Genomic DNA, 26,031 nt, shown 5'->3' with positions numbered 1-26,031 from the left:
CGTTAACAGTTATTGCCAGTAAGATGGGCGTACAGGATTTGCACGTACGGAACAGTCGGCACAATACGGCGCCACCGCCTTTACGCGTCCTGTCAGCGGGTCCTGGGATATCGGTGTAAGCATACCTCCTTCAAAAAAGAACTGGAGGCTGTCCGGGTTAGGCGATATATCATACTCTTCACAGGTCAGCGCGTAACGCCAGCCCGGCACTTCAGACCGCCTGATCCAGATGCGTTCTTCCTGCACAGATCCGGCACTTATCCAGCCGATCACAGGCTCAGAAGGGTTCGTCACACAAGTGATATTACCGCGTGACTCCGACGGTTGTGGATCGAATATGGAGCCGAGTGACTCGGTATTACGCTTCATCATCTGCCAATAATCCAGTGCCTGTTTGTCCATCGCAAACTGACGTACCAGGATCGTATACTTCACCCCCAACTTCCACGAGCCATTCGGCACCAGCGCGACTTGTTTATCTTTCACCACATCGTTTGCCAGCCTTTGTGTAGAGTGCAGAATGATGCTGGAAGAGTTTTCGTACTGCCAGCAGCGCAATGGCAATGCTTCATTCAGCGGACGATCGATCAACCGCGGGGGCTGTGGTAAATATTTCAAAGAAGATTCAAAATACACGTCGTGCTGCCAGGTTTCCTCATACTCCCAGCGATAATAGCGGGTGTTATTGTTAGGATCATGGGTGTTCACAAATACCTTTACACCCTCGCTGGCATCCCAGCGCCAGTTAACGCTATCGATGGGCGGATTGTTATAAATGCTCACGAACGCGGACGTGTACTCCTTACCGTCCAACGTCTGAATATAAACGCGATACTTCTGGTTCACATCCAGGTTTAATATGCCGGCGCTGTACAAGCCATCACCGACCTTCACCGTTTCAACGGTCTGGTTGTTATCGCTTTCAATTCGTACGATCGCGTTATTCTCATCCCGCACATAGGCCGAATCGGCCATCATCGCGGTGCGGCTCAGTTTAATGCGGGTTTCTTTCTGACCGTTGATGATCTGCCCTTCTACCACGAGATAGTTGAGGTTGCGGGTGGTAATATCCGGCGTATACGGATCTTTACAACCGTAGCCAAGGGCCAGCGCGAACACGAACAGCACTATATGTTTTAATCGGTTGCCCATATCTTAAAATCTGATATTGAAGTTTACAAATGGAATGGCCGCGCCGAAAATCGACAGCTTATATCCTTTTACATAACCATTTTCTGACACGAAGTAGACCGAATAAGCATTTCGCCGTGCGGTGAGGTTATACACCCCGAACGTCCACGAGTTATGGGTTTTCTGATGCACCTTGTGATTGCCCTCTATGTTCAGCGACAGGTCCATACGGAAGTAGTCCGGGATACGGTAAGCGTTTCGGTCAGAGTACAGGGTACGAACCGCACCCGCGTATTCGAACTTGCCGATGGGCAATGTGATAGGCCTGCCGGTGCTGTAAGTAGTATTCATTGATGCGCTTACGCGGTGCGAAAAACGGTAGTTACCTACCATGGTCACGTCGTGCGGCTTATCGTAGTTGGAGGGATAAAAGTTGCCCTGGTTCACGGTTTCCGTCGTAGTGGGATCATCTACTTTTAACAAGGTACGTGAGTAGGTATAACTGATCCAGCCGTTGAGTTTACCGGTAAGTTTCTTCACCATCAGCTCAACACCGTATGCTTTACCTTTCGTGTTGATCACATCTTGTTCCAGCTTGTGATTCAGTACCAGTGAGGCACCACTCTTATAATCAAGGTAGTCGTGCAACTTTTTGTAATACACTTCCACGGAGGTTTCGATCGTATTCGATCTAAAGTTTTTATAGAACCCAAGCGACGCCTGTTCGCCACGCTGCGGTTTTATATTCGGATCACTCAGTTTCCACACATCCGTAGGCGCAATGGCCGTTGTGTTGGACAACATATGGATGTACTGGCGCGAAGTGTTGTAAGAAGCCTTTATCGACGAAGCCGGGCCCGTTGCGAAACGGCCGCCCACTCTAAATTCCGGGCCGTTGTAATTATTGATGAAGTCGCCACGGTTGTACGCCTTGCTTTCGACTAAAGTAGCGTCTGAGCGTGAAAGTCCGGGTGCGTAGTAGTTGATCGTACGCGGACCGATGTAATTAAACATCGACCAGCGAATGCCTGCGTCCAGAGAAATGCCGTCGGTGATCGTCCAGCGGTCAGACAGGTAAGCCGCGCTTTCCAATCCCTGCTCGGGGGCCATTATGTCCGGCACTACCAGCGATTCTTTACCCACCGGCTCGAAGCTGCCGGGGTGCAGTTTGTACAGGATGCTGCTCACGCCGAAGTCCAGCGTGTGTTGCGCGTTCAGGTAATAGTTGAAATCAAACTTAAGGTTACCCTGGCCGATGTCGAACTTCATCTTATACGCTTCCAGCTTGAGCGCATCGCTGTTAATATTGTAATCGTAGAAATCGTAGCCGGTAGTAAGCGTGCCGGAGAATTTACTATTGAAGATGTGTTTCCACTTGAAAGAGATGTTTTTGTTGCCATAACCGTAAGTCGTATCGCTGTTCAGGTTAAAACGGTCGCGGCTCAGGTAAGTGGTGAGGAAGAACGTGTTCTTCTTCTTTTTGTCTTCGTGGCTGAGCAACAGGTTAACGTCATAGAAGTTCACCTTGCTGTCCTCATATTCCTGTGGCAACAGGTTCAGCATCCAGTTGGCGTAAGTGGTGCGCGCACCAAATACGAATGAGCTGCGGTCCGTGATCAACGGTCCTTCCAGGTTGATGCGGCTGGTGAGTAGTCCGATACCGCCTACACCGGCGAACTTCTTCTTATTACCTTCGCGGCCGGCTACGTCCAGCACCGAAGACAGGCGGCCGCCGTATTTAGCGGGCACGCTGCTTTTATACAGTTCTACACTCTTCACCACTTCCGGGTTAAAGGCCGAGAACATACCGAAGAAGTGCGATGGGTTATAGATCGTAGCGTCATTGAACAGGATCAGGTTTTGATCGGCGGCACCACCACGTACGTTGAAGCCCGTGCTGGCCTCTCCTACCGATTTAACACCCGGGAGCGTGAGCATTACACGCAGGATGTCGGCCTCACCAAACACGGTTGGCACCTGTTTAATTGTTTTGATACTGAGCTTCTCCACGCCCATTTGCGTGCCGCGTACGTTACCCGCTTTTTCACCGGTAATCGTAACGTGTTTCAGGGAGATGATCTGCTCCTGCAGTTCGATATTCAGTTTACCATGGTCGTTCAGCTGTATCTGGCGGCGCGTATCGCGCATACCGATGCTTTGGATGTGCAGGATGTGACGGCCGCGCGGCAGGTTAATAGAGTAATATCCATATTGATCGGTGGCCACGCCAATACGTTTGGGCTTATCTACATACACCGATACCCCGATTACCGGTTCGCCGGTTTGTGTATTACGGATGTAACCGGCCAGATTCACCGTAGGATCGCTGCTGGCGCCGGGCGTACCGATGGCATACAATTTATTTTCGAGCGTCGCTTCCTGAACGGGTTTTGCGCCCTGCTGATAGTCGATCACTTCATCTGTCTTCTTAGGTGTAGCCGGGTCCGCGGTTTTGCGGGCGAAGTACTCATCGGGCAATGCGAGCCGGATCGTACGTTCCTTCGTGATGTATACCCGGTTACCATCGATCGCGTAGTGCAGCGACGTTCCCGCGAGTCCTTTTTGCAGCACCTGCGAAAGCGGTGCATCCTTCACACTAAGCGTGATGCGGGCACTGTCGAGGCGGGCGGTGTCGAAAAAAAGCGGTTTCCCGTGCGGGCCTCCAGCGATAGCAGGAAACGTTCTACCGACAAGTCGGTAAAGTCGGCGGTGATCAGCTTTTCGGGGGGCGCTTGTGCGCTTGCGGAGCTCATCATCAGTAGCAGGGAAATGCAAAGCAGGTGGAGGCGTAAAAGCATGATTTACTTTGTCAATTGATCATAATAGGCCATTGTGCGCGCAAGGGCAGTGGCGCGGTCTTTTTTGTAACGGACTTTGTTTTTCCGCAGGTATTGGCGCACTTCTTTTTTCTCATCGCCCAACAGCGCCAGTACCGATTTTTCTTTCTTAACGGGGTGATACCTACCATCCATCAACACGTAGTAACGGATCATGTCGTTAACCGTACGGCGAATACCTTCATTGTTAGTCGTTTCCTGGATCATCTTCTGACGCTTCACGTATACCCCCGTTTTACCCTGGTATACCCGGTCGTAAAAGCCCGTGGTCATCGTGCGTGCGTTCACACTATCGGGCACGATGCGAACGAATGTATGGCCCAGCAGGGAAAACTGCGCTATCTTTTCATTCACGAGATAAATCTTAAAAAAGCTCCCGGATTCCTGTACGATCAACTGGTCTTTCACCATATCGAACATCATCGGCACCTGCCGGAAATGCATACCGTCATACGACACATCGCCGACCTTCATAGAATCGGAGATGAAAAACGGGATGCCTTCGTTAAGGGGGAACGGGAACGGTACGTACTCGCTGCCATTGTACAGCCGTGATTGTCCGCCGATTACCTGGTGGTAAAGCGCTTCGGTGCTACGGATGGCAGACTGCCTCACGCTGGTGTCGACCGACTGCACCTGTGCATGCACAGAAGCCGTAAATGCGGTTAAACACAAAACAATGCAACAATATCGGGTAAGATACTTCATAAATGAGACGCGGTAACGGGTATTAATTTTGTCCTAGACTTTGGCCGGAAACAAATTAGATCAATATTTCCGAAATAAAAACACGAATAGACTGTAACATCCACGTAAATCGGTACGTTGCGCCCGTCTGAAGCTGAACTGTCGTTTTTAGTCGCCGAAATGCCAGGGGCTGCAGATCACGGAACAATAATAAACAATGCGGGTGACATTTTTATGTTTAGTTTAAAATACTCGCTGAGCCCCCTCCCGTTTTCGCTGGTACATATGGAGTAAGGCCTGTACATAACATGCCGCCGCCCGCCCCGCGTCATACTGCCGGAACTGCAACGCCAACCGGTTTACATTGCGGACGTAACAACCATCACTCAGCACCTTTTCTACCGCCGTACGCACCTGTGAAGCAGATGGCGTTTCGATCGCCAGGTTGACACCCAGTTTAAAGTAGGCCACCCTTGCGCTAACCTCGTTCCTGCCTTCCTGTACGCCGGCGACTACCATCGGCAACTGGTATTTAATCGCCTGCATCACGCCGCCGTAGCCTCCATTGCTAACAAATACGTCTACCATTGGCATCACCTGGTCGAAATCGATATCATCTGTTATCAGTATATTTTTCTGCGGGAACCTTTCGCGGAGTCGTTCGGTATTAAAGCTGCCCGTAGTCGCCACCACCATGTACGGACTATTCTTAAACGCCTCCAGTGCAGGCACCAGCAGCTTTTCCGGGTCGTTATCCAACGTGCCTTGTGTCACCAGGATCACTTTTCCATATAAACTTAACCGGGCTGCATCGGCGAAAGGTGTTGTTTTGCGATGAGGCAGCAGTGCGCCTATAAACTTGACATTGTTACCTATATCACTGCGCGGATATTCGAAGTCAGGTGTACCATTCTGCAGTAGCAGATCACACTTCTTCGCGAGCGCGTCGGCTACCAGTCCGTCAATCGGTGGCATGCCATGGTCTGCGAAGATACGGTTAACGAGTTTGCGTGCGCGTGCGAAGGTTACGTGTCGGGCAAAGAAACGCAGCGCTGCATATTTGATACGTTCTACCGCGTTAGCTGGCGGCGTTAGTCCCATGCCCGCCGGTGCGAGGTCGCGGGAGGATGTAATGAGCGGCATCACGCCGATGGCTATGACCGGCACGCCCATTAGTTCTTTTATGAGACAGCCGGCGGTGAACGACGTATCACATATCAACATATCAAAAGGGAATATTTCGCGTAGTGTTTGAAGCTCTTTGTAATATGCGGGAGTACGTTCAATATAACGTTCCAGATCGAATTTCGGTTTAGCGGTTTTCGTACGCCGGCGTTTGCGTTTCGGCAACCGTTCATCGCTGTTATGCCGCACGGTTCCCGGCGCGCTGGTGAAAACATGCACCGGAATACCCAGCGCCTGTATATGTTCCGCGTGGTCGGCACTGCTGTACCATTGCACATCGTAGCCCTTCCCCAGTAAATGCATAGCAAGGCCTGTCATCGGATACAGGTGGCTATCGAGCGGTGTATGGGCGAATAGGATTTGGGGAGATGGGGTGGCCTGTGTCATGACTACAAAATTGCTGCTTATCGCTGGCAACGGCATCAGCATAAACTGCGGTTTATACGCTTGCGTAGTTGTACGGATGAAAAAGCTGACCGGCGCCTTAACGCGGTGACTACACGAAGCCGGCAATGGCGACCGGGAAGGAATGATCGCAGCGCCGCTACTGCGGACACATTTCACCACACTCCACATAGATTTACCCCGAAAATATTCACTATCTTAAATCAACATAAAGCCCTTTTATGAGAAAACTTTGCCAGCTTGTTTTAATCGTCACCTCGCCCATATTGGCATTCGCCCAGGACCAGCCAGATGCCGCCATCATGAAGAAGATACGTGAAGAAGGACTGGAACGCTCACAAGTGATGGACATCGCCTTTCGCCTCACCGATGTAAGCGGGCCGCGGTTGACGAACAGTCCGGGTTACAAACGGGCAGCTGATTACGCAACGAAACAACTCACGCAATGGGGACTGCAGAACGCGAGACTGGAGCCATGGGGCGAGTTCGGTAAAGGCTGGGAACTTTCTAAAAGCTACCTGGCATTAACCGCGCCCTATTATCGCCCGCTCATCGCCTTCCCGCTCACCTGGACGGCCGGCACGAAGGGCCTCAGAAGCGCCCAGGTGCTGTTGATTACCGGGAGCGATTCCGCGTATATAGCTTCACTCAAAGGCAAACTGAAAGGGAAGATATTGATCACCGACCGCGCAGACGAATACAAACAAAGTTTTAAACCAGATGCGAACCGTTTTACGGACGAGCAGCTGCAGGCCATGCAAGACCCGGCATCCGTACGCGTAGTACGTGGCGATACGGCTGCCCGCCGTCGGGAGCTGGAACAGGCGAGGGCGCAGTACCGTACGACCGTTATCATTACCCCGGCCTTACGCAAAATGGCGGCCGCTGAGGGAGCGCTGGCGATTTTGGTGACAGGCGGCCGGAACCACGACGGCACCATCTTCGTACAAGGCGGCGGCAGTTACGCGGCGGCTGACCCGGAGAACTTTACCACCCTCTCCCTCACCCTGGAAGACTACATGCCGCTGGTGCGCCTGTTGAAAGCTAACATCCCTGTAAAACTCGACCTCGACGTGGCGACGAAGTTCTTCACGGCGGATACGAAAGCTTATAACGTGATCGCGGAAATACCCGGCAGCGATCCTAAACTGAAACCGGAACTTGTGATGCTCGGCGGCCACCTCGACAGCTGGCAGGCGGGCACCGGCGCCACCGATAATGCCTCGGGTTGTGCGGTGATGATGGAAGCCGTGCGCATTTTACAGGCGATTGGAGTGAAGCCGCGCCGCACCGTCCGTATTGCGCTGTGGAGTGGCGAGGAACAAGGACTTCTGGGTTCGCGGGCGTATGTTCGCAACACCTTTCCGGACGAGGCTTCGCGACAGAACTTTTCCGCTTACTATAACCTCGATAACGGCACCGGGAAAATAAGAGGCATCTACCTGCAGCAAAACAAAGACTGCGGCCCGATCTTTTCCGCCTGGCTGGAACCGTTTAAGGACCTGGGTGCCGGCACCGTTACCATCAACAATACCGGCGGTACCGACCACCAGGCTTTTGACGGAATTAACCTGCCCGGCTTCCAGTTTATACAGGACCCGATAGAATACAATACACGTACGCACCATAGTAATATGGATACGTATGACCACCTGGTGGCCGATGACCTGAAACAAGCTGCTGTGATTGTGGCCGCGTTTGTATACAACACCGCGCAAAGGGAGGAAAAACTGCCGCGTAAACCGCTGCCGCAGGGAACTAAGTAACGGTTAGCGTTTTACTTCTTCCAACTTCACGCCACCGGCCGTTACGTCGAGGCGATGACGCACGCCGCACTTCAACGCGTAGTTGTTACGCTGGTGGCCAACCGGGAAGTTGAAGCAAATAGGATATTTATAGTCTTTTACTTTCTCATAAACAATGTCGTACAAAGTACGACCAAACTCCTCACCCGGATCATCCGGTTTAATGCGGTTGAAACCACCGATAATGAGCCCTGCCAGCTGATCGAGTTTGCCGGAGCGTTGGAGGTTACCCATCATACGATCGAGGCTGTACAGGTACTCTCCCACCTCTTCCAGGAATAGTATTTTGCCTTTGGTGTCCATTTCGGAGCGGGTGCCGGCCACGCTCACCAGCATGGAAAGGTTACCGCCTACGAGCACCCCATCTGCTTTGCCAATCCGGTTGTTTGGATCGGCAGCGGCGTTGTAACGCATCGCTTTACCGGTTAACGCATCCCGAATGGAAAGGATCGTATCCTGCACCATGCTGTCTGCCGCGGAAAAGTCGATCGGGAAACTGTTACACATTTTAGAGTGCAGCGTGGCGATGCTGCACTGTTTCGCAATGTGGCTATGTAAAACCGTAATATCACTGAAACCAATGACCCATTTGGGGTGTTTCTTAAACTTCTCCAGGCTAAGCCGGTCGACGATGCGCGCGCTGCCATAACCGCCGCGGGCACACATGATCGCATCGATCTGCGGATCATCGAGCATCCTTTGCAGATCGCGGTAACGTTCTTCGTCGGTACCGCCGAAACTGAAGTCGCTTTTGCCGATCGTATCGCCTATCACTACTTTAAATCCCCAGCTTTCCATCAGCTTTACCGAAGGCGCTATTTCGTCGCGGGTAATGTGGCCGGCGGGAGAAGTAATACCCACCGTGCTGCCAGCCTTCAGGTAAGGCGGCACCTGCGTCGGGCGCTCGTCAGACAAAGTAGCCACGGCGCCAAAGGCTGGCATGGCCGCGCCGGCAGTAACAAGGGCTGATAAGAAATGCTTACGGTCCATATGCTGTATGCTAAACGATCAATTGGCTTCGCCGCTTTCGTAGCCGACATCTACGAGGTGATTACCTCCGTCGGCCGCTTCGGTGGCCAGTATGTCGCAACGATTATTTTCGGCATTGGTGGCGTGGCCTTTTACCCACACAAATTTTACTTTATGCTTGCGGTACAATGGGATAAAACGCTGCCACAGGTCTTTGTTCTTTTTGTCTTTGAAACCAGTTTTCACCCAGCCCCATATCCAGCCCTTTTCTACCGAGTTCACGACATACTGGCTATCCGTGTAAATGATGATATCCTGCCCATCCTTTTTCAATGCTTCGAGTGCAACGATCACGGCGAGCAGCTCCATGCGGTTGTTGGTGGTTTTGCGGTAGCCCTGGGCCATTTCCTTACGGATGCTGCCCCATAATAATACTACGCCATAACCACCCGGTCCCGGGTTTCCCCTGGAGGATCCATCTGTATAAATAACTAATTGCTGGTTTGCCAAATTTCCTGAGTTAAGCGGGCAAAAATAGCCAAAAATACGGAACGTGCTATACCTGTATCACGCCTGTACGAAACGGCTCTTCCACCGGTGCCTGGTTCGCGGCTTTCAGCGATTCGGATATGATACTGCGCGTTTCCGCCGGATCAATGATCGCATCTACCCACAACCGCGCAGCGGCATAATAGGGAGTGGTTTGTGCGTTGTATTTATCCGTAATCTCTTTCAGCAAACGCGCTTCCTCTTCCGGAGAAATGGTTTCGTTTCTGGCCTTCAGTCCGGCGACCTGTATTTGCAGCAGGGTTTTAGCCGCCTGCTCCCCGCCCATTACCGCAATTTTCGCGCTGGGCCAGGCGTAGATGAACCGTGGATCGTAGGCCTTGCCACACATGGCGTAATTGCCCGCGCCGTAGGAGTTGCCCACGATGATCGTAATTTTCGGCACCACGGAATTAGCGACGGCGTTTACCAACTTGGCCCCGTCTTTAATAATGCCCGCGTGTTCGCTGCGGCTGCCGACCATAAAGCCGGTTACATCCTGCAAGAACACGAGTGGTATTTTCTTTTGATTACAGTTCATGATGAAACGGGCGGCTTTATCGGCACTATCATTATAGATTACACCACCCATCTGCATTTCACCTTTGCGGCTTTTACGATCTTGCGCTGGTTAGCCACAATACCCACCGCCCAACCGTCGATGCGGGCGTAACCACATAAAATGCTTTTGCCGTAATCTTCTTTATACTGATCGAACTCCGACCCATCGGTGAGCTGTGCGATCAGGTCTTTCATGTCGTAAGGTTTGCTGCCATCGCGCGGCAATACACTGTAAATGTCTGCGGCTGGTTTCGTGGGAGCTACCGGTTTAATGCGATCAAAGCCTGCATCTTCCGGCTTACCCAGTTTGCTGACAATCTTTTTAATATGATCGAGGCATTCCTCGTCGGTTTTAAACTTGTAATCGGCAATGCCGGATATTTCGGTATGCGTAACCGCGCCGCCGAGTGTTTCGGCATCAACATCTTCCCCGATCGCTGCTTTTACAAGGTATGGGCCCGCGAGGAAGATGGAGCCGTTGCCTTCTACCATTAACACCTCGTCGCTCATAATCGGCAGGTACGCCCCACCGGCCACGCAGCTGCCCATTACGGCGGCGATCTGGGTAATACCCATTGCACTCATACGCGCGTTGTTGCGGAAAATGCGGCCGAAGTGTTCTTTATCCGGGAATATTTCGTCCTGCATGGGCAGGTACACACCGGCACTGTCGACCAGGTAAATAACAGGCAGCCTGTTCTCCATGGCGATTTCCTGCAAGCGTAGGTTCTTTTTGCCTGTCATCGGGAACCAGGCCCCCGCTTTTACGGTCATGTCGTTCGCCACGATCATGCACTGGCGGCCACTTACATAACCGATGCCCGCAACCGTACCTGCTGCTGCGCAACCACCATGTTCGGCATACATTTCATAAGCCGCAAAAGCGCCTATTTCGGTAAATGGACTGTCCTGGTCAACCAGGTACTGGATACGTTCGCGGGCATTGAGCTTGCCGCGCTGCTTTACTTTTTCGAGGTTCTTTTTACCGCCGCCCAGTTCTATGACGGCGAGTCGCTGCTTCATGGCGCTTACCATCAAACGCATTTGGTCTTCGTTCTTGTTGATTTCCAGTTGCTGATGCTCCATAACGTAGTTGGTTATTTTTCTCAATTTAGTGTAATTATGGCTTAATTGTTGGATCAACCGATGAATAAAAAAACCCTTTTATGTCATCACACACTATTGTACTGGCGGAAGCAATTGAACATTTATATAGTGGTCAGCCCTGGCTGGACGTAACCCTGCTCGAACATTTACAGTCGATTACGCCGGAACAGGCACTGCGTCGGTTGAACGGCTGCAACAACACCTGGGAAATTGTGAACCACCTGATATTCTGGCACCAGAACGTGATGCGTAAGTTGCGGGGCGAAAATCCGGACCAGGAAGGCGACCTGCCCGATTTTTACCTGCCGGAGAATACTAATGAAGAAAACTGGCAAAACACCCTGAAACGGCTGGAACATTCTGTTCAGCTGATGGCCGACGCCATGCGGAATTACCCGGAGGAAAAGTTGTACGGACTCGTGCCCAACACGCAACACAGCTCCTACTATTACATGCAGGGCGTGGTGGAACATGCGGCCTATCACCTGGGGCAAATCGTGTTACTGCACAAATATGCCACAGCGTAGTATATTTGCCGTATGGACCCGTTTATGCTCACCATCACCCACAAAGGCAGCGAACAACAGTTTGAGGTACAACCATCTTTAGTGGGTTATACCGCACATTTCTATGTAAATATTGATGGAATAAGGGTCACATTTGAGCCAGACGAGGAAAACAGCCTGCGCGTGATTGTGCCGCCGGAATATAAAAATCCGGATGTACCGCTATTGCAAAAGATTGCAGCGGGTATTGAAAGCTGGCTGTAAGTAAAAGTTATCTTGTTCGCTCTATTTGTGCAGGTGCGGGTTGCTTACGGCTGTTTTCATTCACCTCGCGATAATATTTCAGGCCGTAGATGATGGCCCCGAGCAGGAATATTTTAGAAAGAATAAAAATGGTAACGAACGCGTACTTCCAATATTTATGCACCGTAATGAGTTCATCCTTACGGGGTTCCACATTGATATAGTAATTGTGCTGATCTTTTGTCTTCTTTTTGAAGTCGCGGTTATCTTCCTCCCAGTTTACGCGCTGGAGAATATTATCCCAGGCGACTGCCGGCGGTTCTACGGCGTCTTCGAAGGCGAGTTTTTCTAACCTACGCTCTGCCATCGCTATTTCCACATTAAGTTCGGGGAATACCCTTCTCAATTGCTGCAACTCCACCTCTTCATCGGGGGTGGCTAGTCCAAGCAGGAAACTTTCGATGATCCCACTCTCTATGTATTCCTTGATTTCCAATTATTTTTGCATGAATTTTCTTAGTTCCACCATTGCCGATCGTAACAGTACAGAGACTTCCTCTTCCGATAGCCCTACCACGTTGGCTGCCGCAGCTTGCGAAAGTCCTTTACGGTAGCATAATTCAAATATACGTTGGGCGTCGGGTGGCAGATTTCGCATGAACTGAATTAACGAATTTTCTTTCGGCCGTAGTATAGGGCTCTGGGTGTTCACTGACGTACTAATGGATGGTGGAATGGCCTGTGTGACAAATTCCCTGGTAACTTTCATTAACCAGCCAAATAGGGTAAAATGGCCGGAGGTCGTATAGAGTTTTGCATTTTTAAAAACATGAACAAATAATCTAACCAGTACATCGTTGGCTAACTTCTCTTCCGGGATCACCTGGAGGATCACCCCGTACAGAGCTGGCGAGTACTTATCATAGACAAACTGCCGGGCTTCCTGATCGCCCGCCACCAGTTGTGCTACCAGATAGTCTTCGCTAATATGTACCGGAACTTTCGTCAAAATTTACAGGGAGTATTCTGCCGCAATATAAATACTTTCCATGTAAACAATTTTTTTTATTCCTTCACCCGCGAGCGCCACTGAAGAGTCATTGCAGCGAAAATGGTTATACTAAATTAACATCGGCTACGGTACAAACGAATGCGGTTGATGGGCGAATTGTGTATTTTGGCGGGATGAGATACCTGCTGTTTTTGCTGCTCCTCAGCTCCGCCGCCTCGGCGCAGAAGTCGCTGAAAGACATCCCGCTTCCCTGTGCCATTGCTCACCGCAACCATGAATATTCAGGCATGGCTGCCTACCGCGACCGTATCATCCTCATGCCGCAGTACCCCGCGCGCTACATTTATGCGATCGACACAGCCTATATTAATGACGTGCTCGACGGCCGTACACCAAAGGACACCCTGTACGAACTGCGGTTTGAGAACCTTTACCCCGTACTCGCCAGGCTGAAAGGCTACCAGGGCGTGGAAGGCTGCGTAGTGGTGCGCGATCAGCTGTTCATGACCGTGGAAACGGAGTTCAACGACAGCGGTTATGTCATCAAAGGGCACATCCGCGGGAAGAAGATCTGGATGGATACTACCCATATCATTGCCCTTCCCAAATTGAAGAAGGCGCAGGGCAAACCCTTATCGGAAGCCGGCCATGAAAGTATCACCTATCTGCCGGAACAAAACAAACTGCTCGTCATGTTCGAGTTCAACCATTTCGCGGAGAAAAGCACTGGCTGGCTGATCGATACAGCACTGACCACCGTGAAAACCATTCCGGTACAGCCTTTCGACTTCCGCATCACCGATATGCATGAAAAGGATGGCCGATTATATGGCATCAACTACAACTACCACGGCGAGTTTGAAGAATATGAACCAGCGGAAAAGCTGATGAAACCGAACGGTAAATATGCAGACTGGGACAAGGACTGCGTGGCCCGCATCATCCAGCTGGAAGTACAGACAAATGGCATCAAAGTGAAGCCCATAGCGCCGTTCACGTTCAACTGCGACAACTGGGAAGGTATGCTGCAATACCGGCAAGGCGCCTTGCTCATTACCGATCAGCACCCGGTTACCAGGCTGGTTTACCTGCCTTTTTAAATACTGACTTGTTTTTCCGCCAGGCCAATGCTGAGAGAGTGATCTATGGCCTCTTCGCTATGCTGGAAATAGCAGCAGTGAACGCCGGCAGTCTCGATTTCCTTTTTCACGTTTTCCACGTGCGGGCGACTGGCCTTGCGTACGTTGCGAAGATATACGCAGATGATCTGGCTGCCAAAGTGTTTCACGATGGCATTATATATATTGGGGTCTTCCTGGGAATCGTCGCCGAGCAGCACAAAACGCATGTTTGGGTAACTCTCCAGGATACGGGCGATACGGGTAAACTTGGTACCGTGCTTATTCTGGCCCGTTTTCAGGAGCTGGTACCAGTGTTTGAGCTGGCTGAGCAACAATACACCGTTGGGCAGCTTGTGCGTACGGGTAAACTCCACGATGTAATCGAACAGGTTCCATTCGCTGCTGCTCACGTAAAAGAACGGATTAGGCGTATCCTCATGGCTGCCCGCATAACTCAGCATCCGGTAGTGCTCTACCACACCTGCGAAGGGCTTACGGGTACGGGCGTTGTGCGTAAATAACACGAACAGGCGTTTGCCGAGGCGGGAAGAATGAGAGATCAGGAAGGTATCATCAATATCGGAAATGCAGCCGTACTGTGTGCGGTGCGGGATGAAAATGCTGCCGGTCGCCGAAGCCAGCACGGTATTGCCGGTGGCCGATATATGGTCGACTTTCACCTCGTGCCAGCCCGCATCGGTGGGCATTTCGGGCGTCCATTGAAAGTGGAAGAAACCATCGGCGGCAGTTACGGCCTTGATCGTTTTTTGCTGCCACACCAGCTGCACGCGGGCGTTAGGCTTGGGGCGCACAATAAAGAGGCGGATCAGGCCGAAAAAGTTGCGGATAATGTTGCGGGAGTAACGTTTAGGCGGCACCGGCCCCAGTTCCAGCACATGGCCGAACAGTTGCAGTTGTCCGTCGCGGCCATAGCCCCGGTACACACGCACCGTGGTGCGGCTGGTTAATCGCAGCCAGTCGAACAGCCGTTCCCGGAACGTTTTTTTTACGGCTTTAAATTTGATATTATCTGATCCATTGTTTATTTGCATACGCAAAACCAGCTATTCAATACCTAAACCACTTTGATGGAAAGCGCCAAAAAGTTAAAATTACTATTTGTCATCAACCCGAAATCGGGCCGTGGAAAAGATGATCCTCAAAATCTGATCCACACTTTTTTCCAGGACAAACCCTATGACCTGCACTTCTTTAATTTACACACCGCCCGTAAAAAAGGTTTATCGCTGCAACAAGTGGTGCGAGATCTGCAGCCAGACGGCGTAGTAGCCGTTGGTGGCGACGGTACCGTGCGTAGTGTAGCGACAGTGTTGATCGGTACAGACATCCCCCTGGGTATACTGCCTGCCGGCTCGGCCAATGGTATGGCCCGCGAACTGTCGCTCCCGCTTACCATGCCCGAAGCGCTGGAGGTGATTGTGAAAAGAATTACCCAAAAGATAGACGTCGTGAGGGTGGATAAGGACCAATACTGCGTTCACCTGGGCGACATCGGCCTTAACGCGTTGATGGTAAAGTACTTTGAACGCTCGGGCATCCGTGGGCAAATCGGCTATGCCCGCGTAGCCCTGAAGGCGCTGTATCACCAGCAACTGCTGGACATTTCCATCGATAATGGTACGGAAAAACTGGAGCGACAAGCATTTATGGTCGTTTTTGGCAACGCGCGGCAGTATGGTACGGGCGCCTTTATCAATCCGGATGGCGACCTGAGCGACGGCATTTTCGAAGTGGTGCTGATCAAAAAGATATCCGTGCTGGAACTGCTCAAAATGTTGTTTCGCCACCGCCCATTCGACCCGGCCAAAACGGAGATCATATCGGCCAGGCAGGTATCCATCCACACGAAGAAAAAGCGCACTTCCAGTTGGATGGCGAATACCTGGGCAAAGTATATACCGTCAATGCCGACATCCTTCACCGGCAGCTCACTGTCTTTAGCAGCACGAGTGAAGCCTTATAAATGTATGGGTTAAGATAAAGTTCTATATATTCGCCCTTATGGAACTGCACCTTTTCGAAAGGCTCCACCGCGAAGGACATTTGTCTGACGCCTCTTTGCAAAACGTGAAAACGGCAGAAAAGCACCGCTTGTTTTCCCTGCATTGGGAGCTAAAAACCCTCCTGTACCTGGGCGTGCTGCTATTAAGCGGCGGACTGGGCACGCTTATTTACAAAAACATCGACACCATTGGCCACCTGGCGATCATCTTCCTGATTGCGGTTATCAGCGCGGGATGTTTCTTTTATTGTTTCCGGCAGAAGCGTCCCTTCTCCTGGCATAAAGTATTGTCGCCGAACGTATTTTTCGACTACATCCTGCTGCTGGGCTGCTTAACCATGATCACGTTCATTACGTACTTGCAGGCCCAGTACACGGTATTCGGTTATGGTTACAGTGCCTCCACCTTCATCCCGATGGTGATATTGTTCTTTGCGGCCTATTACTTCGATCACCTCGGCGTGCTAAGCCTGGCCATTACTACGCTGGGTTCGTGGATGGGCATCGCACTAACGCCATTGGATATACTGAATGCCAATAATTTCGGTGACCAGCAGCTGATCTTTACAGGCATTATACTGGGGGCCTTACTACTGGCCCTCTCCTACCTGAGCCGCGAACGCGATCTGAAACAGCATTTCTCGTTTACGTATGCTAACTTCGGCGTACACATTATGTTTATCGCATTGATAGCGGCTGAACTGTATTTTGAGAACATGCTGTGGTTTTTGCCTCTTGTGGCTTTGACAGTGTTTTTCCTGTTACAGGCGCGTAAAGAGCGGTCGTTTTATTTCGTCCTGATAACGATTCTCTACTCCTATGTTGCGCTAACCATCACCATCCTGATGTCCATTGGCAGGTACATGGACTGGGACGTGCTCGCCATCCTCTTCTATTTCCTTTTTTCCGGTATCGGCTGTATTGCCTGGCTGATGGGAGAACATAAACGTTTGAAATTACATGATCGCATATAACCATCAAACACTCGACCAGGTACTGATGCGTTCCGAAGTGGAACGCGCCTACAAAAAACGCCTGATCACCGCCGGGGAACGTAATGCCGTTAACGCTGCGTATCCTGACGATTTTTACAGTCCCCACATCTTTATCCGCGCGGGGCTGTTTATTGTTACCGCAGTGGCCATACTGGCTGCTGTTGGACTGATGTTGTTGATGGACATCGTTCGCAGCGCGAACAGCGTGGCCAATTTCTGCATCTTTCTGACCATCGCATTGTATGCCGCCTGTGAATTTTTCATCCGCGGAACCAAGCATCATAAATCAGGCGTAGATACAGCGCTGATGTGGGGCGCGGGCCTGGCCTTCGTCACCTTCTTTTTTGCACAGGAAATTGCAAACAGCGAATCACAGATAAGTGCAGTGATTATGATCGGCGCGGCCTACCTGGCCCTGCGTTTTGCAGACCTCCCGATGAGCGTCATTGCTTACGCAGCACTCATTGCGACAGTATATTTTTCGCTGGATACAAGCGCCGTATTAAGCGCTTTCGCGCCATTTATCATCGCTATCGTATCACTGGGTGCTTATCTGCTCTTCCACCGGTTATCCCGCCCATGGCGCTTCAGGCATTATCGTAATTGTTTACTGTTATTACAGCTTTGCGCATTATTGTCGCTGTACGGCAGCCTGAATTACTTCATCGTCACCGAACTGGCCCGCGATGATTACTACAACGCAGCCGCGTACGAGGTCGCAACCGGCGGCAGCCAATCGGCATATGTACCGCCACTGGCCTGGCTTTTCTGGATCACAACAATTGCCATCCCTGCTATATACTTATTGCTCGGACTCCGCAACAAAAACCGCGTAATGCTCGGTGCCGGCATGCTGCTCGTAGCCGCTGCGGTTTATACGGTACGCTACTATCATGAGATCATGCCGATCGAAACGGTCATGCTGCTATCCGGCATTTGCCTTGTTGTTATTGCATTGGGCGCCATCCGTTACCTGAAAACGCCTAGACACGGCTTTACAAAAGAAGAAGACGATGCTTCGGAACAAATGGAGAAACTACACCTCGAATCGCTCGTCATTGCACAAACCATGAGTACGACCACTACACCGGAAAAGCCCTGGAACTTTGGTGGCGGCTCTGGTGTTGGCGGTGGCGCTACGGGCGATTTCTAACCTATCAGGCCCTGACCAAAAGTAAAATGAAGGCTTTGTGCACCGCTTAGCGATGACATGTCTCCATCAGGTATCCGAATAAATCAGGGCTGACCAATACTTTTTGGTCAGCCCTTTTTACTTCCTCACCAACTAATGTTTTTTAATCCAATTCAGTATGTACGCGGCGTCTTCTTTCCAGGTGGATTGCCCCAGTACAAAGTGATTCCTGCCTTCCTTCACTACGAACTCGGTTACGGAGCCGGGGGTGTTATATTTATTAAAATTGCGCCTGTTTAACGATGCCGGTATACAATGATCTTTTGAGCCGGCCTGGATCAGCAGCGGGGCATGCGGCTTCTTGAAATCTACGTGCGCAGCACTAGTTAAACCGTCGCGGGCCAGCCGTTTCGATTCCGGGATGGTGAGCGCGTCGTACGTGGACTGCTGCACTTCCGGCGGCATGCCGTTCGTGAACGCGTATTTCCAGGTGCTCCTGCTCATCAGGTAGGCATTGTTCAATGGCGTGAACAACCCGAGGGCACCGAATGTCGATTTCAAAAAACTAAATTCGATCGGCAGCACGCCCTGTGGCGGCACCGAGTGAATAGCGATGCCTGCAGCGCCCAGGCCTTTATTGATCAGGATCTGCGTCATCAACCCACCAAACGAATGCCCGATGATAATCGGTTTTTCCGGCAGCTGGCGGGCAATGGCGGCATAGTGTTCCACTACCTGCGTCATGCGCAAACCAGCGATGGAATGAGCAGGCATACTGTTACGGAGCGAGGCAGGTTCGCCTTCTTTATTCGGCCAGGCAGGCAACACGGTTTTATACCCGCTGCTCTCGAAAAATGCGGCCCAGTTGTCCCAGCAATGGTGACTTACAAAGCAGCCGGTTACGAACAAAATGGTTTTTGACTGGATAGAAGACATACAATTAATTTGATGATGGTCAGTATTACACAAAACCGGGTGTTCACCTCACAAAAGTACATCTCCCCTCCGCGCCAATTTTGACCGGATCAAGGCATCACTTGTCAAATTCAGGGTAGCTTAGTTACCCGTGGGAATGGGTAGCACCACGCCCCTTTTTACCGGCTCACCAAATACGGGAAAGCCGTTCTTATCCCAGGTGAATTGCTGCATACGCGGTGAGCGATGCCTGCCACAACCCTGCCCCGGTTCATCGTTAGCATGGTACAGGATCCAGTCCTGCTTACCATCGGGCGATTTAAAGAAGGAGTTGTGACCCGGCGCATATACACCGTTCTCTTTGTTTTGCTTGAAGTAAGGTTGTGGTGATTTCTTCCAGGATTTCGCGTCGGTGAGGTTCTTGCCGCTTAGGCTCATGACACCGAGCGCGTAGTAGTCAGTCCAGCAGCCGCTGGCGGAGAATACGATGAACAGGCGGCCGTTATGTTCCAGCGCCTGCGGGCCTTCATTTACGTTCACATGCGGCACGTCGTCCTTTGCATTCAGGTCGCCATGTTTTTCCCAATCGTAAGTAGGCTCCCCTATCTTTACCCTTTTACCCGTGATAGTCCAGGGGTTTTTCATTTTAGCGAGATAAATGTTCTGCTGCCCGTTGGTATCACCCTCCCATCCGGACCAGATCATGTACAGTTGTCCCTTCCATTTGAACACATCGCCGTCGATGGCCCATTTGTCGGTGGCATCCGCTACTTTACCTTTGAACGTCCAGGTGCCTTTCATCGGGTCGGCGCTGCTGTTTTCCAGGGCGTACATGCGGTGGTTTTCGTTCCTGCCATTATCTGCCGCAAAGTAGATGTACCACTTCCCTTCCAGGAAAAGGATTTCCGGCGCCCAGAGGTTTTTGGAATACATCGTTCCGGTTGGCGGAGTGTACGCCGTTACCTGTTCCGCATCTTTCAGCCGGGCGAGATTATCTGTTTTTTTAATGATGATACGATTGCCCGTCGTATGCGTGTAGTAATAAAATCCGTCCTTGTAAAACGCATAAGGATCGGCCCCACCGGGCAATAATGGATTGGTAAAGGTTTCGGTTTGTGCAAAAACTGTCGTGCACAGGAATAGCGCAGCAATGCTGGCGAGTAGTCGTTTCATGAGTAGTCAAGCGTGGTTATAAAACTGTATTAAAAATATCTTTCAAAGCCCTTTTGGCAGCATGGTAACCACAAAGGCCATGCACCCCTCCGCCGGGCGGTGTGGAAGCCGAACAAATATACAATCCTTTAGCACTTGTGCGGTAAGGTGATAATCTTAAAGCCGGTCGGGTGAACAGCTGCGTGATGTCCAGTACACCGCCGTTAATATCTCCCCCGATGTAGTTGGCATTGTAGGCTTCCATTTGTGGTGCGTTCATCGTATGCCGGCGTAAAATACGATCGCGAAAGCCCGGTGCGAAACGTTCTACCTGCGCTTCAATCTCCGTCGTCATGTTGCGCGCGGAGCCATTGGGAACGTGGCAATAGGCCCATACCGCCTGCTTCCCGGCCGGCACGCGGCCCGTATCGAACAGGCTTTGCTGGGCGAGCAGTACAAAAGGCTTTTCCGTGTAATGCCCGTTCCACACTGCCTGCTCTGCGGCTGAGATCTCTTCGAAAGTATTGCCCAGGTGCACCGTTCCCGCGTTGCGGCATACTTCCGATGTAAAAGGCACCGGTCCATCCAATGCCCAGTCGATCTTGAACACGCCCATGCCGTAGCGGTAGCGCTTTAGTTGTTGCTGATACAAAGCCGATAATTTCGGGCCTGCGATCGACAATACCTGTTTGGGCGAAAGGTCGAAGAACACCGTTTTGGAAGAAGGCAGTTGCGTAATGCTGTTCACCTTCACATTGGTTTCGATGACGCCACCCAGCGCGGTGTAACAGGCAGCCAGCGCGTTAGCGATGCTTTGCGAACCGCCCTTCGGCACCGGCCAGCCATAATGATGACCCGCCATGGCCAGTACGCTGCCTACGGCGGCCGTAGTGGCGGCAGACAAAGGCAACATTGAGTGCCCGGTAACACCCGCCCACCAGCCCCGTGCCTGTGGTGTTTTAAAACGTTTCACCACGTTCGCCGCGCTGCGTAAAGCCGTTAACCCAAACTTCGCCATCTGTAACGGGTGGCGGGGTATGGACAGCGGGCCTAACACATCCCCTGCAATAGATGGCCAGTATTCGTTCATATCCGCAAATAAGTCGCGGTAGGCCTGCTCGTCCGCACCGAAGCCTGTGGCAGTTTCATCGAACGAGCGGTATAAGGCGCCTGCGGAGCCATCATCCAGCGGATGGGCGGCCAGTACAGGCGGGCGAATATATTCGAGACCGAACTGCTCCAGGTCCAATTGCCGGAAGAACGGCGAACCCGCAGCCAGTGGATGCACAGCGGAACAGATGTCGTGTACGAAGCCGGGTAGCGTAAGTTCCGCACTACGGGCACCGCCGCCAATGGTTTCTTTGGCTTCGAGCAATAGCGTACGCAGTCCCTGCCGCTGCATGGTAATGGCGGCGGACAAGCCGTTAGGCCCTGCACCTACAATAATTGCATCATATTCTGTGTGCTCCTGCGTCATCGGTTATACGGATATTCATTGATCCAGTGAAAGCCGCGGTTCATCAACTGGAAAGAGCGATGATCGCGTCTTGTAAAACTAATCAAAATCGAATCATTAAAGTACTTACCCGTTAACGTAAGACTGTCGCCCTTCGCTATGTAATGCAACGTCGACTTATAATCCGGCGCATCCGGCGTGTATACGACCGCGGTATGCTTCAATGTATCTACCTCAAAAGAAAAACCTTTCATACTATCGTTGGTAAAATACACCGTGGCCCAATCATTAAAATCAAGTACAATACGGTTCCAACGGGTATAATCTGTACGAAGCGGCGGTATGGTATCGCCGTTACGCACCACGAGATATGCATCGTAAATACCCCATAGCGGCGGTTTGGTGCGCCTGTCGCCATACTTGCGCACCCCACTTGCCCCCATTTCCAGCAGCATAAATATGCCGAAGCTGATGTAAAGCCCTTTGCACGTCATCAACACCACCTTTAACCATTGTTGTTTTATATGGGTTTGAAACACCTTAGGTTCAACCGGTTTGTTGAACAGCAGCATATTGGCGAGCCGCTGCAGGTCCGGCACCAGCAGGAACACCGACATGAGGAACAACGTGGTGGAAAACAGCTTTACCGGCACATCGAAAAAGTAGTTCACGGCCATGATATTGATCGTTACCACAATGCCCACCATTGCACCGATCGTTACCGTGCGACGGTACAATAACAACGCCCCGGCCAGTACTTCCGCCCAACCCGTAAATGCGCTGAAACCAGGGGAAAAACCCATGTACGACCAGGCCAGTCCCATGGGAGACTTATCCCCGAAAGGTTGGATCAACTGCGTGAGGTAAGGCGTGCCCATCTGCAGGTGAAACACCTTGATAAAGCCATAACGGAACATATTGTAGGCGAGGTAATACCGTACCAGCACACGCAGCCAGTAATGCAGCGCATGATAACTCCAGCGCCGCCTGTCCAGCAGCGACCATAAGCTCGCAGCGATCAGCGCGGTAGAAAACATGAGTAATATTTCTACATAGTTATAAGTGGTGTCTCCACTGCCATTTTCGAAAACCGTGATCTCCACATGCAGCACTGCCTGGGCCACCCAGGGAACCAGGTGTTGCATGATAGTTTCCCAGAGCACTTCCACCCCAGGAATGATATCCAGCGGGAACGGGATGATATAGAAAACAAAAAACACCGTGCAAAAACGCAGGGCGAACATTTCTCCGTAGGTCCAGGGGCGAAGGTTAACCGTATTGGTCATAACGAGGATTTGAATACTGTAATATAACGCGCACGAATCATATATGCAATGCTGGCGCAATGCTTGCGGTTAAGCGGCAGAAAGCTTATCTTACCGGTAAACCTCATCTGCGTTATGAACAAGACATTACTCTTATTGCTAAGTACCTTCTCCCTTTCTGCGACTGCCCAGCACAAACTTGAAAAAATATGGGAAACGAAGCCCATCATCGCCGTACCTGAATCTGTGCTGGACGATGGCAAAGGCACTTTATACGTTTCCCTGATTAATGGTTCGCCATGGGCGCTCGATGCTACCGGCGGCGTTGCCCGTTTAAAGCCCGATGGTACTGGCTACGACTCTACTTTCATTACCGGTTTACACTCTCCAAAAGGCCTGGCCATCTTTGGCGACCGCCTGTATGTGGCTGATGTACACGCGGTGGTCGTAGTAGATCTGAAGAAAGGTGCGATCGAGAAAAACATTGCCTGGGAAGAAGCGCAGGGCCTGAACGACCTCACGGTGGATGCTGACGGCATCGTATACGTGTCCGACTCCAAGTCCGGCAAGGTATGGCGCATTGAGAACGATAATCCGACACTTTACCTCGAAAACCTCGAAGGTCTTAACGGCCTCAAAGCGGCAGGCACCGACCTGATCATCGCTGCCGGCAAGTCTTTCGTGAAAGCTGATAAAGATAAAAAGATCACCAACATCGCATCGTTACCACAAGGCGGCGACGGCATCGAGCCTGTTGGTAAAGGCGATTACCTCGTTACATCCTGGAGCGGCTGGATATTTTACGTGCATGCCAATGGTAAAGTGGAAACGCTGCTGAATACATCTGCGGAGAAGATCAATGCGGCGGATATCGGGTATGATGCGAAGAAACGGATCGTGTATGTACCGACGTTTAATGCGAAGACGGTGGCGGCTTATAAGTTGAAGTAGCTTTACCTTCGCCGTTAAAGAAAGCCCCGCGCAAACGCGCGGGGCTTTCTAATATCTGGATACCAGCGATCTATTTCAAAGAGTTGATATAGCTCGCGATCTTCAATGCATCGGCTTTAGGGACCTGCGGCATTGGCGGCATTTCTGTCGCGTAGCCAGGCCAGTTTTCAGGCTTAGGATTGTAGATCAGTTTTACGATCGTTTCGTTGCTATACTTTCTTTTGGCGATGTCGCGGAAAGATGGACCTACCTGCTTTTTATCAGCATTGTGACAAGCGGCGCAAGTGTATTTGGCCAGCAGCGGTTTTACCTGCTCGTAGGTGTAAGCTACCGGGGCAGCTGGTTTAGCAGCGGCATCCGTTTTAGCAGGCGTTGTTTTAGGTTTTGCAGCTTCGGAGGCTTTAGCCTTAGCAGCAGCTTCCTTCTCGGAGTTGCGGGTGCTTACGCCAGCCATCGACAGTTTAGCGCCGGCTGGGATGTTGTTCAGTGTGTAGTAACCGGTTGGGTGTACCAGTGAATAGTACAGGTCTTCCGCACGTACGCCATTCAGGGTGATCGCGTGAATGTAGTACTGGCGCAGGTTATCAACGATGATGCGGGCTTTGAGGCCGTCTTCGGATACTTTCACACCTTTCACTTCACATTTCTCGGTATTTACAGTCGGGCTGCCATATACCGGGTGGTATTTGTAAGAGAAGCTTTCTACCGCGTAAGATGCGAGGTCCTGTGCTGATTTTTTATCAACCGGCAGGGTGAACTCGATCTCGAAACCATCAGGCATGGCCTTTACGGTTTTCATTTCGAACGGGATGCGGTTGTTCCAGGCCAGGCGCTGCAAACCTTCGTTCGCGTCGCCGGCAGAGCCCCAGCCACGGTTAGTTTCACCAACGAACAGGGAGCCGTCCGGAGCCCATGCCATACGCAGTACGCCCGACTGGAAGCCCTGGCGGAAGTCGAATGCTACGCCCTGGTATTCGCCGTTTACTTTTTCCATTACCACACGCATGATCTTACTCTGGCCCTGGTCGCCTACGAGTACCTGTCCGCCGAACGGACCGAAGTTACCTTCGGGGATAGGCAGGATCTCGGAGTTGGAGATACCCAGGATACCGTGCGGCAGCCATACAGCTGGCGTGCGCAGTTCTGGCACCTGGCTTTTTACTTCGAACATCATCTGGAACTTTTCGTTCTGTACGTTCTCTGGTTTGATATAGCGACCTTGTTCGTTTTTCACTTTACGTTCGTCCACGATGGAGTTGAACTTCTCCGCAGTCAGTTTCAGCGGGGAGTTTGCCATACCGGTCCAGCGTAAACCTGCAGGGTGGCCTACGAAGGCGCCTTTAGTTACATGCCAAACACCACCGGAGCCCATGTAGTCGCCCTGGTTCTCTGAGTAAAACAGTTCACCGTCGATCATGCCCAAACCGCAGGGAGAGCGCATACCGGTAGCCCAAGGCTCCATATTGCCGTCTGCGGAAATGTGCATCATCCAACCACGCCATGGAACGCGGCTTTCACCACGCCACCACTCTTCGTTACCGAAAGCTACGTTGCCACTCACGAAGAAAGAGCCATCGGGGGCCAGTCTCGGGCCGAAGCTATACTCGTGGTAGTGACCGGATAACGGCCAGGCATATACGGTTTCGAAAATGTCGGCTTTGCCGTCCATATTAGAATCCACCAGTTTGGTGAGCTCACCACGCTGTGCGCAGTACAGTGCACCGTCTTTCCAGGCCAGGCCGAGGATTTCGTGCAGGCCGCTTGCGAACTTGCGGAAGAACGGACGATTGCTCGTCGGGTTTTCAACGATGTAAACATCGCCGCGGCGGGTAGCCACGCCCAGTTCACCACCAGGCAGAACGGTGAGACCGCCCACTTCCAGCAAAATGCCTTCGGGTGCGCTCAGCTTCATGATCCTGAAATAGTCTTCTTCCTTCGGCGTTTCCTGTGCAAAGGCAGGCAGTTGTGTAAGGGTGGCAGCGAGTGGCAATAAGAAACAGGCTGCTTTCCTGATTATATTTTTCATT

25 protein-coding genes are annotated in these 26,031 nt (G+C 51.5%); 8 read left to right on the top strand and 17 right to left on the bottom strand.

Features of this window, described 5'->3' with window-relative positions:
• Positions 1–9 precede the first annotated feature (9 nt).
• The 5 genes from MKQ68_RS08050 to MKQ68_RS08030 all read right to left on the bottom strand — a co-directional run bounded on the left by MKQ68_RS08050 (position 10) and on the right by MKQ68_RS08030 (position 6,269).
• A complete protein-coding gene (locus tag MKQ68_RS08050; protein ID WP_264282848.1) occupies positions 10–1,152 on the bottom strand; it encodes a DUF4249 domain-containing protein in 1,143 nt (380 codons plus the stop codon).
• 3 nt (positions 1,153–1,155) lie between these two features.
• A complete protein-coding gene (locus MKQ68_RS08045) occupies positions 1,156–3,726 on the bottom strand; it encodes a TonB-dependent receptor (protein ID WP_264282847.1) in 2,571 nt (856 codons plus the stop codon).
• Positions 3,723–3,929, bottom strand: a complete 207-nt coding sequence (locus MKQ68_RS08040; RefSeq protein ID WP_264282846.1) for a hypothetical protein — start codon at positions 3,927–3,929, stop codon at positions 3,723–3,725. Before MKQ68_RS08040 ends, MKQ68_RS08045 begins: the two co-directional genes overlap by 4 nt.
• 3 nt (positions 3,930–3,932) lie before the next feature.
• A complete protein-coding gene (locus tag MKQ68_RS08035; protein WP_264282845.1) occupies positions 3,933–4,676 on the bottom strand; it encodes a hypothetical protein in 744 nt (247 codons plus the stop codon).
• Positions 4,677–4,898: 222 nt separating this feature from the next.
• Complete coding sequence (locus tag MKQ68_RS08030; RefSeq protein ID WP_264282844.1) at positions 4,899–6,269, bottom strand: glycosyltransferase; 1,371 nt, start codon at positions 6,267–6,269, stop codon at positions 4,899–4,901.
• 197 nt (positions 6,270–6,466) lie between these two features.
• On the opposite strand from MKQ68_RS08030, the gene MKQ68_RS08025 reads away from it, so the two are divergent.
• On the top strand, positions 6,467–8,011 hold the full coding sequence (locus tag MKQ68_RS08025) for a M20/M25/M40 family metallo-hydrolase (protein WP_264282843.1): 1,545 nt from the start codon (positions 6,467–6,469) through the stop codon (positions 8,009–8,011).
• A 3-nt stretch (positions 8,012–8,014) separates the two neighbouring features.
• Here MKQ68_RS08025 and MKQ68_RS08020 read toward each other — a convergent pair whose 3' ends face one another.
• From MKQ68_RS08020 to MKQ68_RS08005, 4 genes are read right to left on the bottom strand one after another with little or no spacing between them, the layout of a single operon-like run.
• The gene (locus tag MKQ68_RS08020; protein ID WP_264282842.1) at positions 8,015–9,040 is read right to left on the bottom strand and encodes a S66 peptidase family protein; all 1,026 of its coding nucleotides are present in this window, start codon (positions 9,038–9,040) and stop codon (positions 8,015–8,017) included.
• A gap of 18 nt (positions 9,041–9,058) precedes the next feature.
• On the bottom strand, positions 9,059–9,529 hold the full coding sequence (gene rnhA, locus MKQ68_RS08015; RefSeq protein ID WP_264282841.1) for a ribonuclease HI: 471 nt from the start codon (positions 9,527–9,529) through the stop codon (positions 9,059–9,061).
• A gap of 46 nt (positions 9,530–9,575) precedes the next feature.
• Positions 9,576–10,106: a carboxyl transferase domain-containing protein gene (locus MKQ68_RS08010; RefSeq protein WP_264282840.1), complete on the bottom strand. Its 531-nt coding sequence runs from the start codon at positions 10,104–10,106 to the stop codon at positions 9,576–9,578.
• Positions 10,107–10,144: 38 nt separating this feature from the next.
• On the bottom strand, positions 10,145–11,212 hold the full coding sequence (locus MKQ68_RS08005) for an acyl-CoA carboxylase subunit beta (protein WP_264282839.1): 1,068 nt from the start codon (positions 11,210–11,212) through the stop codon (positions 10,145–10,147).
• Positions 11,213–11,292: 80 nt separating this feature from the next.
• Between MKQ68_RS08005 and MKQ68_RS08000 the strand changes: the two genes are divergently transcribed.
• Together MKQ68_RS08000 and MKQ68_RS07995 are read left to right on the top strand one after the other, a co-directional pair.
• On the top strand, positions 11,293–11,760 hold the full coding sequence (locus MKQ68_RS08000; RefSeq protein ID WP_264282838.1) for a DinB family protein: 468 nt from the start codon (positions 11,293–11,295) through the stop codon (positions 11,758–11,760).
• A gap of 12 nt (positions 11,761–11,772) precedes the next feature.
• Entirely contained in the window at positions 11,773–12,003 is a 231-nt protein-coding gene (locus MKQ68_RS07995) for a hypothetical protein (protein ID WP_244838042.1), read from the top strand.
• Positions 12,004–12,010: 7 nt separating this feature from the next.
• Here MKQ68_RS07995 and MKQ68_RS07990 read toward each other — a convergent pair whose 3' ends face one another.
• Positions 12,011–12,478 carry a hypothetical protein gene (locus MKQ68_RS07990; RefSeq protein ID WP_264282837.1) on the bottom strand — a complete coding sequence of 156 codons (468 nt, stop codon included), beginning with the start codon at positions 12,476–12,478 and terminating at the stop codon, positions 12,011–12,013.
• Positions 12,479–12,991 carry an RNA polymerase sigma factor gene (locus MKQ68_RS07985; protein WP_264282836.1) on the bottom strand — a complete coding sequence of 171 codons (513 nt, stop codon included), beginning with the start codon at positions 12,989–12,991 and terminating at the stop codon, positions 12,479–12,481.
• 176 nt (positions 12,992–13,167) lie between these two features.
• Between MKQ68_RS07985 and MKQ68_RS07980 the strand changes: the two genes are divergently transcribed.
• Positions 13,168–14,094 (top strand): hypothetical protein, encoded by a 927-nt coding sequence (locus MKQ68_RS07980; RefSeq protein ID WP_244838049.1) that lies wholly within the window; start codon positions 13,168–13,170, stop codon positions 14,092–14,094.
• Here MKQ68_RS07980 and MKQ68_RS07975 read toward each other — a convergent pair.
• Positions 14,091–15,167, bottom strand: coding sequence for an App1 family protein phosphatidate phosphatase (locus tag MKQ68_RS07975; RefSeq protein WP_264282835.1), 1,077 nt, complete (start codon positions 15,165–15,167; stop codon positions 14,091–14,093). The two genes, MKQ68_RS07980 and MKQ68_RS07975, sit on opposite strands and share 4 nt — an antisense overlap.
• A 36-nt stretch (positions 15,168–15,203) precedes the next feature.
• Here MKQ68_RS07975 and MKQ68_RS07970 point away from each other — a divergent pair, with 36 nt between their 5' ends.
• From MKQ68_RS07970 to MKQ68_RS07960, 3 genes are read left to right on the top strand one after another with little or no spacing between them, the layout of a single operon-like run.
• Positions 15,204–16,112, top strand: coding sequence for a diacylglycerol/lipid kinase family protein (locus MKQ68_RS07970; protein ID WP_264282834.1), 909 nt, complete (start codon positions 15,204–15,206; stop codon positions 16,110–16,112).
• 25 nt (positions 16,113–16,137) lie between these two features.
• Positions 16,138–17,112, top strand: a complete 975-nt coding sequence (locus MKQ68_RS07965; RefSeq protein WP_264282833.1) for a DUF2157 domain-containing protein — start codon at positions 16,138–16,140, stop codon at positions 17,110–17,112.
• On the top strand, positions 17,099–18,286 hold the full coding sequence (locus MKQ68_RS07960) for a hypothetical protein (protein ID WP_264282832.1): 1,188 nt from the start codon (positions 17,099–17,101) through the stop codon (positions 18,284–18,286). The genes MKQ68_RS07965 and MKQ68_RS07960 overlap by 14 nt, the downstream gene beginning before the upstream one ends.
• A 132-nt stretch (positions 18,287–18,418) precedes the next feature.
• On the opposite strand, the gene MKQ68_RS07955 is transcribed toward MKQ68_RS07960, so the two are convergent.
• The 4 genes from MKQ68_RS07955 to MKQ68_RS07940 form a co-directional block, all read right to left on the bottom strand.
• Positions 18,419–19,201, bottom strand: coding sequence for an alpha/beta hydrolase (locus MKQ68_RS07955; RefSeq protein ID WP_264282831.1), 783 nt, complete (start codon positions 19,199–19,201; stop codon positions 18,419–18,421).
• A 120-nt stretch (positions 19,202–19,321) separates the two neighbouring features.
• The gene (locus MKQ68_RS07950; protein ID WP_264282830.1) at positions 19,322–20,353 is read right to left on the bottom strand and encodes a glycoside hydrolase family 43 protein; all 1,032 of its coding nucleotides are present in this window, start codon (positions 20,351–20,353) and stop codon (positions 19,322–19,324) included.
• A 16-nt stretch (positions 20,354–20,369) separates the two neighbouring features.
• Positions 20,370–21,809, bottom strand: a complete 1,440-nt coding sequence (locus tag MKQ68_RS07945) for a phytoene desaturase family protein (protein ID WP_264282829.1) — start codon at positions 21,807–21,809, stop codon at positions 20,370–20,372.
• Positions 21,806–23,074, bottom strand: a complete 1,269-nt coding sequence (locus MKQ68_RS07940; RefSeq protein ID WP_264282828.1) for a hypothetical protein — start codon at positions 23,072–23,074, stop codon at positions 21,806–21,808. Before MKQ68_RS07940 ends, MKQ68_RS07945 begins: the two co-directional genes overlap by 4 nt.
• Before the next feature lie 114 nt (positions 23,075–23,188).
• Between MKQ68_RS07940 and MKQ68_RS07935 the strand changes: the two genes are divergently transcribed.
• Positions 23,189–24,004, top strand: a complete 816-nt coding sequence (locus MKQ68_RS07935; protein ID WP_264282827.1) for an ATP-binding protein — start codon at positions 23,189–23,191, stop codon at positions 24,002–24,004.
• A 70-nt stretch (positions 24,005–24,074) separates the two neighbouring features.
• Here MKQ68_RS07935 and MKQ68_RS07930 read toward each other — a convergent pair whose 3' ends face one another.
• Positions 24,075–26,030 (bottom strand): c-type cytochrome, encoded by a 1,956-nt coding sequence (locus MKQ68_RS07930; protein ID WP_264282826.1) that lies wholly within the window; start codon positions 26,028–26,030, stop codon positions 24,075–24,077.
• Position 26,031 lies beyond the last annotated feature (1 nt).

Origin of the sequence: Chitinophaga horti (assembly GCF_022867795.2) — a bacterium.
Classification (GTDB): domain Bacteria; phylum Bacteroidota; class Bacteroidia; order Chitinophagales; family Chitinophagaceae; genus Chitinophaga; species Chitinophaga horti.
The sequence above is the reverse complement of the archived record's forward strand: the minus strand, read 5'-3'. Positions and strand labels throughout refer to the sequence as shown.

Coding starts and splice junctions, on each gene's coding strand:
- MKQ68_RS07995 (WP_244838042.1), top strand. CDS start 11,773: ATGGACCCGTTTATGCTCACCATCACCCACAAAGGCAGCGAACAACAG.
- MKQ68_RS08000 (WP_264282838.1), top strand. CDS start 11,293: ATGTCATCACACACTATTGTACTGGCGGAAGCAATTGAACATTTATAT.
- MKQ68_RS07950 (WP_264282830.1), bottom strand. CDS start 20,353: ATGAAACGACTACTCGCCAGCATTGCTGCGCTATTCCTGTGCACGACA.
- MKQ68_RS07975 (WP_264282835.1), bottom strand. CDS start 15,167: ATGCAAATAAACAATGGATCAGATAATATCAAATTTAAAGCCGTAAAA.
- MKQ68_RS08040 (WP_264282846.1), bottom strand. CDS start 3,929: ATGCTTTTACGCCTCCACCTGCTTTGCATTTCCCTGCTACTGATGATG.
- MKQ68_RS08025 (WP_264282843.1), top strand. CDS start 6,467: ATGAGAAAACTTTGCCAGCTTGTTTTAATCGTCACCTCGCCCATATTG.
- MKQ68_RS07955 (WP_264282831.1), bottom strand. CDS start 19,201: ATGTCTTCTATCCAGTCAAAAACCATTTTGTTCGTAACCGGCTGCTTT.
- MKQ68_RS07980 (WP_244838049.1), top strand. CDS start 13,168: ATGAGATACCTGCTGTTTTTGCTGCTCCTCAGCTCCGCCGCCTCGGCG.
- MKQ68_RS08050 (WP_264282848.1), bottom strand. CDS start 1,152: ATGGGCAACCGATTAAAACATATAGTGCTGTTCGTGTTCGCGCTGGCC.
- MKQ68_RS07960 (WP_264282832.1), top strand. CDS start 17,099: ATGATCGCATATAACCATCAAACACTCGACCAGGTACTGATGCGTTCC.
- MKQ68_RS08030 (WP_264282844.1), bottom strand. CDS start 6,269: ATGCTGATGCCGTTGCCAGCGATAAGCAGCAATTTTGTAGTCATGACA.
- MKQ68_RS08010 (WP_264282840.1), bottom strand. CDS start 10,106: ATGAACTGTAATCAAAAGAAAATACCACTCGTGTTCTTGCAGGATGTA.
- MKQ68_RS07970 (WP_264282834.1), top strand. CDS start 15,204: ATGGAAAGCGCCAAAAAGTTAAAATTACTATTTGTCATCAACCCGAAA.
- MKQ68_RS07940 (WP_264282828.1), bottom strand. CDS start 23,074: ATGACCAATACGGTTAACCTTCGCCCCTGGACCTACGGAGAAATGTTC.
- MKQ68_RS08020 (WP_264282842.1), bottom strand. CDS start 9,040: ATGGACCGTAAGCATTTCTTATCAGCCCTTGTTACTGCCGGCGCGGCC.
- MKQ68_RS07930 (WP_264282826.1), bottom strand. CDS start 26,030: ATGAAAAATATAATCAGGAAAGCAGCCTGTTTCTTATTGCCACTCGCT.
- MKQ68_RS07965 (WP_264282833.1), top strand. CDS start 16,138: ATGGAACTGCACCTTTTCGAAAGGCTCCACCGCGAAGGACATTTGTCT.
- MKQ68_RS07935 (WP_264282827.1), top strand. CDS start 23,189: ATGAACAAGACATTACTCTTATTGCTAAGTACCTTCTCCCTTTCTGCG.
- MKQ68_RS08005 (WP_264282839.1), bottom strand. CDS start 11,212: ATGGAGCATCAGCAACTGGAAATCAACAAGAACGAAGACCAAATGCGT.
- MKQ68_RS07945 (WP_264282829.1), bottom strand. CDS start 21,809: ATGACGCAGGAGCACACAGAATATGATGCAATTATTGTAGGTGCAGGG.
- MKQ68_RS08035 (WP_264282845.1), bottom strand. CDS start 4,676: ATGAAGTATCTTACCCGATATTGTTGCATTGTTTTGTGTTTAACCGCA.